This window comes from Idiomarina sp., assembly GCF_048265525.1.
In the GTDB taxonomy this organism is placed as follows: domain Bacteria; phylum Pseudomonadota; class Gammaproteobacteria; order Enterobacterales; family Alteromonadaceae; genus Idiomarina.
Genome location: NZ_JBLXBI010000002.1, coordinates 1 through 16,449 on the forward strand (window position 1 = coordinate 1; position 16,449 = coordinate 16,449).

The window sequence follows — 16,449 nt, forward strand, 5'->3', positions numbered from 1 at the left end:
GAAAACTTAGGTTTTCGGCGGCTTCGTTGCCTGCCTTGAACGTGGAGCGCATTTTAGAGATTTAACTCGTCCCGTCAAGCGCTTTTAGCACCTTTCTAACTGTTTCTTTACTGACTGCGTAAAGTTTCAGCAACACGCTGCTTTTCTCGCCAAACTTAGGCCAGACATGACCTATTTACCTCTATCTGCTATAAAGGTTGTAACAGCTTTTAACTCAGGAGCACACTTATGGCAGATATCCGTAGTTACTGTGAATATGAACCAGTTATCGGTGAACGCGTTTACCTGGACCCCAGTTCGGTCATTGTCGGTAATATTACAATAGGCGATGACAGCAGCGTATGGCCTATGGTCGCTGCAAGAGGCGATGTTAACCGTATTACTATTGGTAAGCGTAGCAACATTCAGGATGGAACCGTTCTTCATGTTACGCGTAAATCCAAAGCCAACCCTGATGGGCATCCCTTAGTTATTGGGGACGAAGTTACCGTAGGCCACCATTGTATGTTGCATGGTTGCAAACTAGGTAACCGCATATTAGTAGGCATGTCTGCCGTTATAATGGATGATGTCGTAATAGAAGATGATGTCATTATTGGAGCAGGTAGTCTGGTTCCTCCAGGCAAACGCTTAGAAAGTGGCTACTTATATGTCGGCAGCCCGGTTGAAAAGAAAAGACGCCTTAATAGTGGTGAGACGAGCTTTTTAAGCCAATCGGCACAAAACTACGTTGATTTGAAAAACGACTACCTTTTACAGGTGAGTCCAGTTTCTTAAGTTAATGGAAGCTTAGTGGAAACGACGGCTTTCCAGTCGAGAGAAACTTAACAGGCCGGATAAGTCCTTTAACCGGCCTGCAATAACATGCACCACACCGTCGTGAATTTCGACAATGCCTTTTACCCAAAGTAGGTTGCTGGTCAGGAAGCATTGTCGAAATTGGCGGGCGGTATTCGCCCAGACCACCACATTGCTGTTTCCGCTTTCATCTTCCAAAGTTAAAAAAGTGACGCCGCTACGGGTTCCAGGCCTTTGCCGGCAGGTGACTAAGCCGGCCAAGGTCAGCACTTGTCCTGAGCGGCAGGTCATTAGGTCGCTGGCCATGACACAGTTTTTTAATTCGGGGGTATTTCTCAGCAAAGCTAATGGGTGGCGGCCTAAGGTCAATCCGGTCGATTCATAATCTGCTCTTATATTGTCCGGCTCATCAGGCGCGGGCAGTTGGCGGGCAGGGCGATCCTTAACATTCTCAAACAACGGCATTTGCTGATCGCTCATAGACAAGCTTTGCCAATGTGCCTGATGCCGGTGTCCAGCAATGCTCTTTAATGCGTCGGCGCGGGCGAGGGCGTTGATATCAGAATCCCGCAATCCGCTTTGTCGCAACTCATGCATGCTGGTGAAACCGTCCTCCGGTCTTTGCGTCAACGTATGCTTTATTCTGCTTTCGGATAGGCCCTGAATTTGCCTTAAGCCCATGCGTACAGTCTCATCAGAGTTCGTATCTTCTTTAGGCAACCAACAATAGTCCCAGTCGCTAGCGTTAATATCCGCGGCTAAAAACGCTACGCCGTGGCGTTGTGCGTCCTGTACCAACTGCGATGCCGAATAAAACCCCATAGGTAAACTATTCAGTAAGCCCACATAAAAAGCTGCCGGATGGTAGGTCTTAAACCAGGACGACACATAAGCTAAATTAGCAAAGCTCGCAGAATGCGACTCAGGGAAACCATATTGTCCAAAGCCACAAATTTGCCGGAACAAGCGTTCGGCAAACTCCTGCTTATAACCCCGCTCCAGCATGCCGTTAATAAGCTTATCTTCAAAGCGGGTTAAATGTCCGTTTTGCCCCCACGACGCCATTGCCCGGCGAAGCTGATCCGCCTCACCACCGCTAAAGCCAGCCGCGACCATAGCCAGTTTAATTACCTGCTCCTGAAAAATAGGTACGCCCAGCGTTCTTTCTAATACCGACTTTACTTCGTCGCTAGGGTAATCAACCTCTTCCAGACCTGCGCGGCGACGTAAAAAGGGATGTACCATGTCGCCTTGTATGGGGCCGGGCCGGACTATCGCAATTTGAATGACCAGATCATAGAAGGTTTTGGGCTTTAGTCGCGGTAACATGTTCATTTGCGCCCGCGATTCTATCTGAAAAATCCCCATAGAATCGGCGGTTTGTAGCTGCTGATAAACCCGGCTGTCTTCCTGCGGAATGGTTGCCATGGTCAGTTGCTGGTCATAGCGCGAATTAATAAGCTCCAGCATTTTCCGCAAGGCTGTCAGCATGCCCAGCGCCAGCACGTCCACTTTTAATAAGCCCAGGCTTTCGAGATCAGTTTTGTCCCACTGAATAACGGTTCTGTCCGTCATCGAGGCATTTTCTACCGGAACCAACCGTGACAAGTCATCGGCAGCAATAACAAAACCACCGACATGCTGCGACAAATGCCGGGGAGTACCCATCAATTGCTCAGTAAATTGTAAAAGGTGCTGGCCCCGTACTGAATTTGTGACTTCGGGGTGTTGTTGCGCTAGCTGTTGCTGCCAGTTTTGCTCTTTGTCCCGCCGGTCTAAATTGCGACGAAAATACTGCATTTGCTGTTCACTAAAACCCAGAGCTTTGCCAACATCGCGAAAAGCACTTTTAAAACGGTAGGTAATAACCGTTGCAGCCAACGCTGCGCGCTGCCGACCGTACTTGCAGTAAATGTACTGAATGACTTCTTCGCGGCGCTCGTGCTCAAAGTCCACATCGATATCGGGAGGTTCGTTCCGTTCCTTAGAAATAAAACGTTCAAACAACACCTGAATTTGCGTCGGGTTAACCGCGGTAATGCCCAGACAATAACAGACTACCGAGTTTGCTGCCGAACCACGCCCTTGAAATAAGATTCCCTGCTCACGGGCAAAACGAACTAAGTCATGAATGGTTAAAAAGAAAGGCTCGTAGCTTTGCTCTTTTATCAGGCTAAGTTCTTTTAAATAAAGCACTTTTACCGACTCGGGCACACCTTGCGGATAACGCCAGCGAGCGCCTTGTTCAGTTAACTGCTTTAAATAGCCGGAGGCACTCATACCTTCAGGAACCAGTTCGGCGGGGTATTCGTAACGAAGTTCCGACAGACAAAACTGACACTGCTGAGCAATAACCAGTGTTTCGGCTAGCCACTTTTGCGGGTAGCACTGTTGCAACTCACTCAGGCTTCGCAGATGATGCTCCGCGTTGTTACTGGCTAACCCGGGCTGATGCGCTAAAGAGCCACCATGTTGAATCGCGTTCAGAATATCATATAGCGGCTGTTGTTCAGTGGTTGCCATGCGAACGCCACCAGCGCAGGCGACTTTCACTTTAACGGCCTGTTGAAGCTCAACCATAGCCTGAAAAGCCCTTTCGTCGTCAGGCTGGTAATGCCGCTCGTATAATAACCAAATGCGCTGTTGCCATACCGATTTCAACTTTTCACCAATGGCCAGAAGCTGAGTCTGAGAAAAGTCTGGCTGCCACAATAAAAGACACTGAGAAAATCCTTCGAAAAAATCATCGATATTGGCCTGATAATGTCCTTTTTCGCTGCGACTACGGAACAATGTAATTTTTTTACAAAGCTCAGCATAGGCCTCTCTGGTTGGCGCCAGAACAACCAGCGTACCCACTTCGCTCACCCTGAATTCACTACCCACAATGAGTTTAATATCCCGCGTTTTTGACTCCTGATAGGCTTTTACAATACCTGCCACAGAGCATTCGTCAGTTATTGCTATGGCGTTATAGCCCAACTCATCTGCGCGCATCACCAATTCCTCCGGCGAAGCGGCTGAGCGCAAAAAACTGTAATGGCTTAAACTGTGTAGCTCAGCAAAGGGCTTTCCACTGGAGTCTTTAAACATATCAGCTGAACCAGCCATGCAAATACCATTGTCCGGATTCAAAATAGAGCCAGCCCACACGCTGAAACTTGTCCCGGGCAATCCAGTAATCGCGCGCTATGTCACCGGCATCCCACCAGCCACAGACTTTGCGTTCCGGCCCGTGCCGTAGCTGCCATAAGTCGATTGAGATTGGCTGCGGAGGCTGTAACAGCCAAAGAGGCCGCTTAGGTGTCGCAGATAAGACCTGAGGCTTTTCTCCCGCCGGGCGACGAAATTCGTTATGACCTGGGCGTGGGTCGTCATTCATGGCCGGCGAGAACACGGCATTGTTGCCAAGCTTTGCCTGTAATCGGCCAATGAGCTGCAGTGTTTCGTGCCGGTGTTGCTGCCCCCCAAAAAAGTGACTGTTGTGCTGTTCAGACTGCAATAGCTCGTTAGCCACCAGCGTAATTTCCATAACCGCTTCAGGCAAAGGTATGGATTCCATTTTCAACTGCAGTAACGACAAAAAACTCTGCCCCCGCCAGCCGGGCTCCGCTAAAGCGACGGGAACAACGGAAGGAGGTTCATTGCGGTGATGCAGTTCAATACTGACCTGCTGGGCTATTTTTTGTCGCTGGTAGAGAAAATCTTCCAGCTCACCGAACAGCCTTTTTAACGGGAATAACAACCCTTGCCAGTGAGGAATTTCAGTGACCAGATCCAGACTTTGCCGGAAACGTTCCGGTGGAGTGAAAAAATTATAACTTTGCTGCTGGCGACCCTGAATTTGCTCCAGATATAACTGTGTTTCCAACCCCAACTGCCGGCCGACTTCATCTCCCGATAACTGTATGAGCTCTCCCAGCTGACGAAAACCTGCGGCTTTACAATGCTTCTGTGTTTTTGTTCCTAAACCGGCAGCACCTATAGGCAGCTGAGCCAGCATCTGTGCAGACTCTTTGGGGTTTAACGAAACCGGACAGTCATATTCTGCTAATAATTGAGCTGCTAAAGGGTTGTCTGCGACTGCCAGATGAGCCTTAATTGGCAGCGCATGAATCTCGCGGGATAAAGTATTAAATACCGCATCCATCCCGCCATATAACTGCACCAAACTACTCAACTCAATTGCCAGACCTTTGGGTGGATACAAAACTAACTTAGCTGCCCACTGGTAAAGTCGGGTGGCTAATTGCTGCAATACCTGCTGCTCACGCTCCGGAATATATTCAACGAGTTGCAGTTGCTCACAAAGCGATATTGCCATAACCGTCTGGATAGAGGGTTTGACCCCAGCCTCCCGCGCCAAGGTGTTGCACTGTACTATAACCGACTGGTTACCCTGTAACTGGTAAAGTGCCAGCGGCAGGGTGTTGCTGTCAGGCTGTAAGCGCACCCGATTATCCAGTAGCAGTTGGGGAAAATGACAATATAACCACATTAGTTCAGAGCAACGTGTTCCAGTGGCCAGCCCACTTTGCGTTTTAGTATGTCGAGCGTGACTCCCGCTTCACCAAGCTTTAACCGTACGCGGTTAGAATAAGCCCGCGCCTCTTCATTTAAAGCGGGTTCGCTCAAGACCACGCCCATCTGCCCGGTTTGGGCAGCTTTATACCAACGCCGAACAGATTGAGCTGTCGTCTCTTTTTGTGCAAACCAGCCTAAAACCAGCGCATTTTTTGTCTGCAATATCTGCTCAAACGCCCAGGCAGCTTTCTCTGCACTGGTCTGAACAACCACCTGCATAGACTCATTAAGTCCATAATGATGTAGGCCAGCAGCCGACAACCAGGCCGGAGGGTTTACCCAGAAAACCGACAGCTTTTGTTGCACCGCATGCTGTATTAATGGCAACAATAGTGCCTGTTCCGAAAACGGAGTTTGCAACTGCCACTCATGCAACCCCGGGTATTGCCAGCCGCCGCCCAACGCAGTATCTAACGACGAAAAACCGGAGCTTAAGGTAGCTGCCTGACTGTCGGTAACCTGACCATGCCAAACAAGCCCTTGCTGAATAAGAGCCTGAAGCTTTGTCTGCATAAAACCTCCAAATACTGTACATATATACAGTATCATTAATTTTTACTCGTTACCAACAGACATCATTACTGGCTTCAGTTATCATTTATCTCATTGTTTCTAATTAGGATAGGGCAGCATGCTGACATCAATACTCATTCCCTTCAGAGTTGTTATTAACTTTTCATGGGGATTAATCACCACCGCTATTATTGGTGTTTCGATTATTAGTATTGGTATTTTCAAAGTGTTACTGCCTTTTAAAACACCTCAGCGCATTTGTTCTTTTCTGGGGAATGCTCTATTCAGAGTCTGGGCGTATTGTATGTCAATGATGTTCCAGCTGACTCAACGTATGGAATGGCACATTAAAGGTGACCTCAATATCCACGAAAAAGGCTGGTATATGGTTATGGCAAACCATCGCAGTTGGGTCGATGTGCTGGTGTTAATGCATTTGACTCGTCGCCACATGCCTATGCCGCGCTTCTTTTTAAAGTCACAACTTATGTGGATACCCATTATTGGCTGGGGCTGCTGGGTACTGGATATGCCTTTTATGAAACGCTACTCAAAAGAGTTGCTGGAGAAAAAGCCACACTTAAAAGGCAAAGACATTGCAACGACGACACGTTCTTGCGCCAAATTCCGCCACATTCCTACAACTGTGGTGAATTTCTGTGAAGGCACGCGCTTTACCCCAGAGAAACACGCAAAAAAACAGAGCCCTTTTCGCAACCTGCTGCCACCTAAGGCAGGCGGTACCGCTTTCTCTTTGCAAATTATGGGCGGTCAGTTTGAAGCCATTTTGGACATTACCATTGTCTATCCGGGAACCGATAAACGCCCGGTAGTCTGGCATTTATTAAGCGGACAGTTGAAAAACGTCTATGTTGATATAAAGACGCGGCCTATTACAGATGACTTAATTGGTGATTATGCCAGTGATGAAAAATTTAGAGCCCATTTTCAACAATGGCTGAATCAGCGCTGGCAGGAAAAAGATCAAACCATTGACGAAATGCGTAAGGAAATTCACAGCACCCGATAAGGGAGTTTTATAATGAACTTTGAGTTCGTAAAAGAATGGCTAGCAAAGCTCGGCATTGAAGGGAAATTACCAGAGCTTGATCTGATTGTTAGTTCATTATTGGTTTTAATTGGCTGTTACATTTCCTATGTTGTCGCGCGCTGGGTTATCAATCATGCCATCGACCGAGTATTAAGCAAAGCACCGGAGCGGTGGTATAATTCTTTGGTCAACAGTGGTTTCTTCAAGCGCTGTGCCAACCTGGCTCCTATTATTGTCATTCACAATTTCATCCCGATTCTTTTTATTGATGACTTTGAGAGTTGGCAGTCGCCGCTGCGCACCGTTGTTGGTGTTTACCTCACCTGGGTTATTACCAGTATTCTCACGGCTTTAGCTAACGTCGTTTCCATTGCCTACGACTACTCTTATAAAGCTCGGGAAGTGCCTATTACCGGTGTAATACAGGTGGCAAAGTTAATTCTGGTATTAATGGCCATTATCATTACCGTCGCCATTATTATGAACAAATCCCCCATGTATTTACTCAGCGGCTTTGGGGCAATGACAGCCATTCTCATGGTGGTTTTCAGAGACACTTTAATGGGCTTTGTTGCCGGGGTACAACTGGCTACCAACCGTATGGTCGCCATTGGTGACTGGATAGAGCTGTCCGACCACGGCGTTGATGGCACAGTGCAGGAAGTAGGACTCATTTCCGTAAAAGTTCAGAACTGGGATAAAACCATTGTTTTCTTACCCACCTATATATTGATTCACGAATCATTTAAAAACTGGCAGGGCATGGTTAATACCGGTGGACGCCGCATGCGTCGGTCATTAATGATTGACTTGGACAGCTCCAGAATTCTGTCCGATGAGGAACTGGAAGAAGTTGCCGAAAAGCACTTTGATCAATCGGTTGAGGATTGGCTGAGCGAAAACGAACTGCAAAAGCCCGTCAGTAATTTAACGGTATTTCGTGTCTTTGCTAATAACTACCTGAGAAACCACAAGCAGGTGAGGGAAGATCTCCTGCACATGGCACGTCTGATGCAGCCGACAGCGGCCGGCATACCATTAGAAATTTATGCGTTCGCGAAAGAAACCGAATGGACAAAATATGAGGCAATACAAAGCTCTATTCTGGAGTATTTATACAGTGTTATGGCGGACTTTGGACTGAAGAATTATCAGTATATGAACAATAATCAGGCCTTCTCCGAGCAAAGCGGAGAAGGCACTCATTCTCAAAGTAATTCAGGGCACTGAGTTATTTTTCTAAAAGATAACCAGCTAAATCAGAAAAGTCTTCCTGGAAATTGTCGCTGTCACGGAAACCCTGTGGCAGCATTTTGTATTTACCATTAACGATAAAAGTTGGTGTTGAGTTAACTCCTAAGTTACTTGCCCGACGATCCATGTTGGAAGCCGCTGCACGAACAGTGAAGCTCGCCATGGCTTTATCAAACTCATCACCGGATACATCGTTTACAATAAACACATTACGAATGTCTTCTTTGCTGGTCAGCATGCTATTTTTATTAAAGTTGTAATCAAAAATAGCCGCGGCAATTTCTTCTTCCTTATTCAGTTTTTGCGCAACGACAAAAGCCTGAGTCATGGTCTCGCCCACGTTACCGCGAGGACTAATGAACGACACGTGAGCCTTCTTAAAAGCATCCGGATATTCAGACTTCATTTCTTTTGCAATAGGTTCAAAGCGGTAGCAATGGACACAATAAAACGAAAAGAACTCGGTAATTTCCGGTTTACTGGTCGCTTCATCGGCTATCACTTCGTAATGAACATCTTCTTCAAAATTCTGAGCCTGAGCAAAACCCGCTGCAACCATTAATGCTCCGGCAAAACCCATTAACCACTTTTTCATTATCATTTCCTGTTATCTGTTAAAACTATCTATTCAAATTAGCCATTAAAGCCAAGGTTCAGCGGCGCTTCATCCAGCCCCGCCAGTTGTTCTTTCAGTGCCAGAATCTGCTGCTCCCAATATCGGCTTTCTGCAAACCAGGGAAACGCTCGCTGAAAGGCACTATCCTGCCACCGGCGTGATAACCATGCCATATATTGAATGATTCTGAAACTGCGCAAAGGTTCAATTAATATCAATTGCGCAGTATCGAATTCGCAGAAATCTTCGTAGCCAGTCAGCAGGGCATCCATCTGTAATGTTTGCTCCTGATGCGATCCGTTCAGCATCATCCATAAGTCCTGAACCGCAGGCCCGGAGCGACAATCATCAAAATCGACAAAAGTCAGTTGCTCTTCATACTGCAGAATATTACCAATATGGCAGTCGCCATGCAGACGCTGATACTCGAAGTCCTGCAAAGGTGTAGAACGTAAGCGTTCACTTAAGGGATCAAGAATGGCAAAAAAGGCGTCTTTTAATTCCGCGGGTAATAAAGCGGACTGGTGTAGCTCGGCCACGGACCGTTCCACAAAACCTTCATAGTCAATGGTTTCCCGGACTTTAAACTTGCCCGCCTGAGCCACCGCATGCATACGGCCTATTTGACGTCCCAACCGCTCAAGCTCGTCCAGGTCATTCGGCTCAAAGGCTCTGCCGCCAATGCTTGTATACACACAAAAACGATAGCCTTCAAACTCGTGCAGACGCTTTCCCTGAAGCTTCAGAGCCGAAACCGCCGGAACTTCGGCTTGCGCCAGTTCCTCAACAAATTCCAGTTCTTCGTTAATTTCCTCTGTGCGCCAGCGCTGCGGACGATAGAATTTTGCCACGTAACGTTTGCGATCATCGTCAGCAAACTGATAAACCCGGTTTTCGTAGCTGTTAAGTGCCAGCAAGCCCGATGCGGGATACAAACCGACACTTTCTAAGGCATTAACAACCAGATCCGGCGTCAGTCCCTGAAAAGCAAAGTCCGACGCGTTCTCTGTAAAATCATTCATATAAAAAGCGGCTCTGATGCGTATTAGTTATATCCGCATTATCAACCGCTGTGACCACGAAGTAAAACTCTGTGACCTGACCTTCTAATAATGATGGTGGAACCGCTACCGTTACCGGCAATGTTCCGACTTCACCTGCAGAAACCTGTTTTGTGGAATCGCCAATTAACTCGAACTCGTCAAAGCCTTTAACTTCCACGCGGTAAGTCATGTCCTGTTGCGACTTATTGACCAGCTTTAAGGTAAAGACGTTTTCAATTTGTCCTTCAATGTTTTCTCTGAACAGCTGGTTACGATCACGTAATACATCGACCTCCAGAGGCACACGAGTTGCGACATCCCATACCAGTACACTACTCACCACCAGAACCATAATAAAGTAGCCGATGCTCTTCATCCGCCACGGATTGGTTTTCTCTTTTTTGTTTTTCGCGGCTAAATTACGTTCGGTGGTAAAGCGGATAAGTCCTTTTGGATAATTCATTTTATCCATAACGTCATTACAAGCATCAATACAAGCACCACAGTCAATGCACTCATATTGCAGACCGTTTCGGATATCAATACCGGTTGGGCATACCTGCACACACATATAGCAGTCAATGCAGTGACCTAAGCCTTTTTCAGCAGGGTCGGCCTTGCGCGAACGAGGGCCACGAGGCTCGCCTCGTTCAGCATCATAAGACACGGTGTAAGTGTCTTTATCGAACATAGCCGACTGGAAACGCGCATAAGGACACATGTGCGTACACATAATTTCCCGCATATAACCGGCGTTACCATAGGTACAGAATGCGAAAAAAAGCACACTGAAGGTTGCCCAGAAGCCGGCGTCCAGAGTAAAGAAGTTCAGGAAAAGTTCGCGTATGTCGGTAAAGTAACCAACAAAGGTCATCGCGGTTAATAAAGACACCAGTACCCAGCCGGTCTGTTTACCGGTTTTGCGCCAGAACTTGTCAAAGTCCATTTTGCGTTCATCCAGTTTTATACGCTTATTGCGCGGGCCTTCGAACTTTTTCTCAAACCACATGAAAATAAACGTCCAGGTGGTTTGCGGGCACATAAACCCACACCAGACCCGACCAAAAACGGTTGTCACAAAAAATAACGCAACGGCGGCCACAATGGCGAACCAGGCAACAACAGTGAAGTCCTGCGGCCATAAAGTTAAGCCGTAAATACGGAAGCGCTGCTCCATAATATCGAGCAGAACCGCTTGTTCGCCCTGATAAGTCAACCAGGGAATGAGAGCAAAGACGGCCAGCAGCAGAAAGCCAAACCCTCGTCTAAAATACTCCATGGCACCTTTGGTATCACGCACATAAATTCGGCTACGGGGGGAATAATTATCGTTGTGTTTCTGTCCGTCTGGACGTTGAATTTTGACTTTATCGGCAGACTGAACCGTTATTTTTTGTTCCATGAGCAATACCACATAGTGTCACGGCGAGGTGCGCACAGTATAACGGATCTTAACTGTTTGCGCAGCTCACTGGGCTGAATTAATAATGCAATCTAAAAGTATGTTACAACCAGCTTCCACGTCATGCCAGTGCGACCACTCATCGGGTGCGTGACTGACCCCATTTACAGACGGGATAAATATTAGCCCGGACTCCGTAATCTCTGTAAAAAATTGGGCATCGTGTCCTGCACCACTGGGCATTTTAAGACACGAATAATTTCGAGCTTTGGCTTTCTCTTCTATTTGTTTTGTCAGCTTTTCTGAACAGGCCTGAGGGTTCAGCCAACTGACTTGTTCGTATTCAAACTTCAAACGGTGCTTACGAGCTATTGCTGACAACGCTTTGTTGCAAGAGTCTGCCAGCTCTTTCATTACATCAAGATTCATGTCTCGACCAACAATAGTAAACACCGCTTCACCCGGCACGGTATGCGGGCTACCAGGTTTCAAGTCCACCTTGCCCACGGTAATGCGCGTTTTATCGGTGCCATCTTCGGCAATAATGCGCTCAATTTCGTGAGCAAAATCTGCCAGCCCCATAAAAGCGTCACTGCGCATATTCATTGGTGCTGTACCGGCATGGTCGGCTTTGCCTTTTAAGTGAACTATCCATTTAAACACCCCGGAAATACCTTCCACTGCGCCAATGGTTATCTCTTTTTGGAACAGCACAGGGCCTTGTTCAATGTGCAGCTCGTAAAAGGCTTTTAGCCGTTCCGGAGGCCAGGCAGCGTCCAGCGCATTCATAACGTCCATGCCATGGGCGGCCATTGCGTCCTTTAAGTACACATTATCGGCATCGTGAGCTGACATAAGCCAGTCCGGATTCAGCACACCCGCAATAGCCTGAGAACCCATCATGCCGCCAAATCGACCTTCTTCTTCGGCTGTACCAACCACCCATACAGGATGCGCTAATTTGACGTCATTTTCTTTGATCGAGCGCAAAACTTCGAAGCCTGCTAAAACCCCGAGTGCGCCATCGAATATCCCCCCGGCGGGAACGGTATCGAGATGTGAACCGGTAAGAATAGCCGGTTTTTTTAAGTAGTCGCCAATACCAAAAAACACATTACCGGCGCCATCCATAAAGGTTTTGAAACCTTCGGCTTTAGCTTGCTCCATCATCCAGCGGCGGGCTTCCATATCGGCATCGGTAAAACCCCAACGGTACATACCATGATCAGTTTCGTTATAACCAATTTTGGAGAGCTCCAGCACGGATTTTTTTAAACGGTCAGCATTAATGCTCAGCATAGTCACCTCTTTTGCATTTATTATTAAGCGTAGGACATAAACTAAGGAGCACCAAAAGCGTAAAAAAAAACCCGCACCAAAAGGTACGGGCAAAGGTTGCATGGGGCAAAGGGGAGCCCCTAGAGGGTTACGACAGTTTGCGTGCAGTTAAGGCTGCATTAAGTACCGCCGCCAACTTAATTGACGATTGAATCGCTTGAGCTGAAACGTCGTGTTTCAGCAGAGTTTGTACGTGCGAATCAATACACATACCACAACCATTCAGTGCCGATACCGCCAGTGAGAACAACTCAAAGTCGGCTTTATCCACACCCGGGTTAGCCATTGCGTTCATGCGGAGCCCCGCAGGAAGCTTAGAAAATTGTTTATCGCTAGATAAATGCAGGAAGCGATAGTAAATGTTGTTCATAGCCATTAACGACGCTGCCGTTTTCGCTGCTGTCTTAACGTTTTCTTCAATTTTGCCTTCGGCTTCTTCTTCCACTGCCTGAGTCAGCTCGTCGTTCGACAAGGTGTAAACCAGCGAAAGTGCTGTGCCATAGAACTGGTCGTTCGTTAAACCGGACTGCTCAACGTTTGAGAACAAGCTCGACAGGTTAAGTTTGGTGTCTTTACTGTGATCACCCAGTAACTGTTTGTAGTCTGAAATTGCCATACTTTACTCCTGAAATCCTTTGAAAGTGCGGAACAGGCGCCGATGGCATTGCCATCAGCGCTTAGTTTTGGGGAATAAACACCGATTAAAGGGTGTCGCCGCCCAGTGCACGGTTACAAGGGCACAGTTCATCGGTCTGTAAGCCGTCTAAAATACGAACGATTTCTGCCGGGTTACGACCTACGTTCAGGTTGTTTACCGATACATGCTGGATAACGTTGTGCGGGTCAACAATGAACGTAGCACGCAGAGCAACATTCTCAGCTTTGTCACGAACACCTAATCCGTCGACCAAAGAACCGTCGTCAGCAAAAGAGTACTGGTTCAGGCGGTCAAGGTCAGGGTGCTCACGGCGCCATGCCAATTTCACAAATTCGTTGTCGGTGCTGCCACCCATAACAACTGCGTCACGGTCAGCGAAGTCTTCGTTCAGTTTTGCGAACTCAACAATTTCAGTTGGGCAAACAAAGGTGAAGTCTTTCGGGTAGAAGAAAATGATTTTCCACTTACCTTCAAAGCTGTTGTTGTCGATAGTTTCAAAAGCGCTTTCGCCATTCTCTTCTGGCATGTTGAACTTAGGTTTTGCCGCAATTACGCTGAATTCTGGTAATTTATCGCCTACTGTTAACATAAATTGTCTCCTTGATTGGGATTTAAAATGTATTCGTTCCTTAACGAGTCGAAAGCTAGTGTACGGACGGAGACAGATTGGATAAAACGAATAAAACGGATTATGATAATCGGAAATACCAATTAAACAGATAACGCGACGGATAACCTATGAGTAAATTGCCGAGCCTGAAAAACCTGAGCTACTTACTGGCACTGCACCAGGAACAAAACTTTAATCGTGCGGCAGCGGAATGCAATGTCAGCCAGTCAACACTGAGCAGTGGCATTCAAAATTTGGAAGAACAACTCGATTGCCAACTTATTGAGCGTGACCATAAATCGTTCCTCTTTACCGCTTTAGGCGAGGAAATTGTGGAGAAAGCGCGGGACATTATCAGCGCCTCAGAAGAATTACTCCATTACGCTCAGGGGCAGGGCAATATTATGGAAGGTCCGTTAAGACTCGGTATTATTCCGACCATAGCCCCGTTTGTGATTGGTGAGCTTAGTAAAAATTTACAGAACAAGTTCCCTAAACTGCTGCTGCAACTTTCTGAAGATACCACACAAAACTTACTGCATCGCCTGCGTAACGGCGAACTGGATATTCTTTTGCTGGCGCTGCCTATGGATATTCAAGGGAATCAGAAGTGGATACTGGGTCGTGACCCGTTCAAGTTAGTGGTGCATAAAGAGCTGGCAGAAACCGTCGGCGAACCAGTCGATTACGATAAATTGCCTGATCGCAGTATTTTCCTGCTGGAAAAAGAGCACTGCATGACCGGCCATGCGGTCGCAGCCTGCCAGCTAACCGACTCAATTAAGATGAACCCTTTTACAGCAACAAGCCTGCACAGTTTGGTACAAATGGCTGACGCTCGCTTAGGCGCTACTTTTATTCCGCAAATGGCGATTGATCAAGGGATTTTGGAAAATACCGACCTTGTTGCATTAAAACCCACCGGGCAGGAAGCTTCCCGCGATATTGGCCTGGTATACCGCCCGACCACCAGCCGCCGGCAGACCTTCCGTAAAGTTGCGGAAGAGGTTGCCAGGCTGCTGCCTATCAATACCCTGAACTAAACTAACGACGTCTGGCCGGCGGCAACGGATAACGGTCGGCCAGACTAATGCTTTCCCCGTCGGGCTTAATGACCCGGGCATGACGACGGTTCAACTGACGAGGATCGGTGACACCGCAGGAGTGTGCAATAATATTAACGCCATATTCCATGTATTTATGGTAGTTGGCGACACGTACCGATTTATCTTCTGGATCAAGCCCTCTCATTAACTTAGGGTCGTCGGTAGTGACTCCTGTTGGGCAAGTATTTTTATTACACTGCATAGCCTGAATGCAACCCAACGAGAACATAAAACCTCGCGCCGAGGTGACAAAATCAGCTCCCATTGCAATGGCCCAGGCAACATCAGCAGGTGTGATCATTTTACCGGAGACAACCACGCGAACGCGGCCATGCAACCCCGCTGCGGTGAGCTTATCAATAAGCATAGGTAAGCTTTCTGTCACTCTCAGGCCCACATAATCCATTAACGGCTGTGGTGCTGCTCCGGTTCCTCCATCGGCGCTGTCTAGTGTAATAAAGTCGGGAGCGTATTCTTCTCCGCGAGTCAGGATGCAATCGATCAACTCATCAATCCAGGACGGGTCACCCATAACAAATTTAAAGCCGGCGGGTTTGCCGGTAATTTTGCGCACTTTTTCGATGAAATCGAGCAACTCTTCATTGTTGCTGATTTCCGGGTGCCGGTTCGGACTAATGGCATCTTCGCCTTCTACAAGGCCACGAATTTGTGCTATTTCCTTATTGACTTTTATGCCCGGTAAAATACCGCCTTTGCCCGGCTTAGCGCCCTGACTCAGCTTTATTTCAAACATTTTCACATTGTCGTGGCGGCCCAGCTCAGCAAGACGATTTTCGTCCAGCCGCCCTTCTTTATCCCGTACCCCAAACTTCGCGGTGCCCATTTGGAAGACAATATCGCAATGCCCCATCAAGTGGTAAGGCGATAAACCTCCCTCGCCGGTATTGAGCCAGCAGCCAGCCTTCGCCGCGCCCTGAGACAATGACTTAACTGCAACCGGTGACAAAGCGCCATAACTCATTCCGGACACATGAAAGTAGGAAACCGGAGAATAGGGCTTCTGACAATAAGGGCCGATAATAACAGGCTCTGGAGATGTCGCCTGCTCAGCCATAGGGGGATAAGGAGCGTTACTGAAAATAATGGTACCGATGCGGCTTAAATCGCGGGTGGAGCCAAAAGCGACGTTACGGTCAGCATTTTTTGCAGCGCGGTATACCCAGCTTCGTTGGGCTCGGTTAAACGGCATTTCTTCGCGATCCATAGCAAAGAAATACTGGCGCATGAATTCTCCCATACGTTCGAATAAGTAGCGGAAGCGCCCCACGACTGGATAATTATGGCGAATGGTATGCTTGTTTTGGGTTTTATCGACGACATACATAACGCCAATAGAAATCACCAGCGTAATAATAGCCAAAACAAAAATTGCGGCTAACCATTGTGCTAAAACAAGTAAGGAGTCGGTGCTAAAAACGTTGCCGCTCATGGGTACCTAATACATTTTTAATAATT

The 16,449-nt window shown here is 47.5% G+C and carries 14 protein-coding genes; 4 read left to right on the forward strand and 10 right to left on the reverse strand.

Annotated features, from left to right (window positions below; genetic code table 11):
* The first annotated feature begins 228 nt into the window (after positions 1–228).
* Positions 229–777: a gamma carbonic anhydrase family protein gene (locus ACN0TF_RS05545; protein WP_417441112.1), complete on the forward strand. Its 549-nt coding sequence runs from the start codon at positions 229–231 to the stop codon at positions 775–777.
* 12 nt (positions 778–789) lie between these two features.
* Here ACN0TF_RS05545 and ACN0TF_RS05550 read toward each other — a convergent pair whose 3' ends face one another.
* From ACN0TF_RS05550 to ACN0TF_RS05560, 3 genes are read right to left on the reverse strand one after another with little or no spacing between them, the layout of a single operon-like run.
* Positions 790–3,909, reverse strand: a complete 3,120-nt coding sequence (locus tag ACN0TF_RS05550) for an error-prone DNA polymerase (protein WP_417441113.1) — start codon at positions 3,907–3,909, stop codon at positions 790–792.
* A complete protein-coding gene (locus ACN0TF_RS05555; RefSeq protein WP_417441114.1) occupies positions 3,893–5,251 on the reverse strand; it encodes a Y-family DNA polymerase in 1,359 nt (452 codons plus the stop codon). The genes ACN0TF_RS05550 and ACN0TF_RS05555 overlap by 17 nt, the downstream gene beginning before the upstream one ends.
* A 44-nt stretch (positions 5,252–5,295) precedes the next feature.
* Entirely contained in the window at positions 5,296–5,895 is a 600-nt protein-coding gene (locus ACN0TF_RS05560; protein WP_417441115.1) for an ImuA family protein, read from the reverse strand.
* A 118-nt stretch (positions 5,896–6,013) separates the two neighbouring features.
* Here ACN0TF_RS05560 and ACN0TF_RS05565 point away from each other — a divergent pair, with 118 nt between their 5' ends.
* Both ACN0TF_RS05565 and ACN0TF_RS05570 read left to right on the forward strand, forming a co-directional pair.
* Positions 6,014–6,925: an acyltransferase gene (locus ACN0TF_RS05565; RefSeq protein WP_417441116.1), complete on the forward strand. Its 912-nt coding sequence runs from the start codon at positions 6,014–6,016 to the stop codon at positions 6,923–6,925.
* Positions 6,926–6,937: 12 nt separating this feature from the next.
* Complete coding sequence (locus ACN0TF_RS05570; RefSeq protein WP_417441117.1) at positions 6,938–8,176, forward strand: mechanosensitive ion channel family protein; 1,239 nt, start codon at positions 6,938–6,940, stop codon at positions 8,174–8,176.
* Between the two features lies 1 nt (position 8,177).
* Here ACN0TF_RS05570 and ACN0TF_RS05575 read toward each other — a convergent pair whose 3' ends face one another.
* The 6 genes from ACN0TF_RS05575 to ACN0TF_RS05600 all read right to left on the reverse strand — a co-directional run bounded on the left by ACN0TF_RS05575 (position 8,178) and on the right by ACN0TF_RS05600 (position 13,846).
* Positions 8,178–8,795, reverse strand: a complete 618-nt coding sequence (locus ACN0TF_RS05575; protein WP_417441118.1) for a thiol:disulfide interchange protein DsbA/DsbL — start codon at positions 8,793–8,795, stop codon at positions 8,178–8,180.
* 38 nt (positions 8,796–8,833) lie between these two features.
* Positions 8,834–9,838: a serine/threonine protein kinase gene (locus tag ACN0TF_RS05580; protein WP_417441119.1), complete on the reverse strand. Its 1,005-nt coding sequence runs from the start codon at positions 9,836–9,838 to the stop codon at positions 8,834–8,836.
* Positions 9,831–11,261, reverse strand: a complete 1,431-nt coding sequence (gene ccoG, locus ACN0TF_RS05585) for a cytochrome c oxidase accessory protein CcoG (RefSeq protein ID WP_417441120.1) — start codon at positions 11,259–11,261, stop codon at positions 9,831–9,833. The genes ACN0TF_RS05580 and ccoG overlap by 8 nt, the downstream gene beginning before the upstream one ends.
* Positions 11,262–11,327: 66 nt before the next feature.
* Positions 11,328–12,560 (reverse strand): Zn-dependent hydrolase, encoded by a 1,233-nt coding sequence (locus ACN0TF_RS05590; protein WP_417441121.1) that lies wholly within the window; start codon positions 12,558–12,560, stop codon positions 11,328–11,330.
* A 127-nt stretch (positions 12,561–12,687) separates the two neighbouring features.
* Positions 12,688–13,215 (reverse strand): carboxymuconolactone decarboxylase family protein, encoded by a 528-nt coding sequence (locus ACN0TF_RS05595; RefSeq protein ID WP_417441122.1) that lies wholly within the window; start codon positions 13,213–13,215, stop codon positions 12,688–12,690.
* An 85-nt stretch (positions 13,216–13,300) separates the two neighbouring features.
* Positions 13,301–13,846, reverse strand: a complete 546-nt coding sequence (locus ACN0TF_RS05600) for a peroxiredoxin (RefSeq protein WP_011235799.1) — start codon at positions 13,844–13,846, stop codon at positions 13,301–13,303.
* Between the two features lie 149 nt (positions 13,847–13,995).
* Between ACN0TF_RS05600 and ACN0TF_RS05605 the strand changes: the two genes are divergently transcribed.
* A complete protein-coding gene (locus ACN0TF_RS05605; protein ID WP_417441123.1) occupies positions 13,996–14,910 on the forward strand; it encodes a hydrogen peroxide-inducible genes activator in 915 nt (304 codons plus the stop codon).
* A 1-nt stretch (position 14,911) separates the two neighbouring features.
* Here ACN0TF_RS05605 and ACN0TF_RS05610 read toward each other — a convergent pair whose 3' ends face one another.
* Positions 14,912–16,423, reverse strand: coding sequence for an FMN-binding glutamate synthase family protein (locus ACN0TF_RS05610; protein WP_417441124.1), 1,512 nt, complete (start codon positions 16,421–16,423; stop codon positions 14,912–14,914).
* Positions 16,424–16,449: the final 26 nt, after the last annotated feature.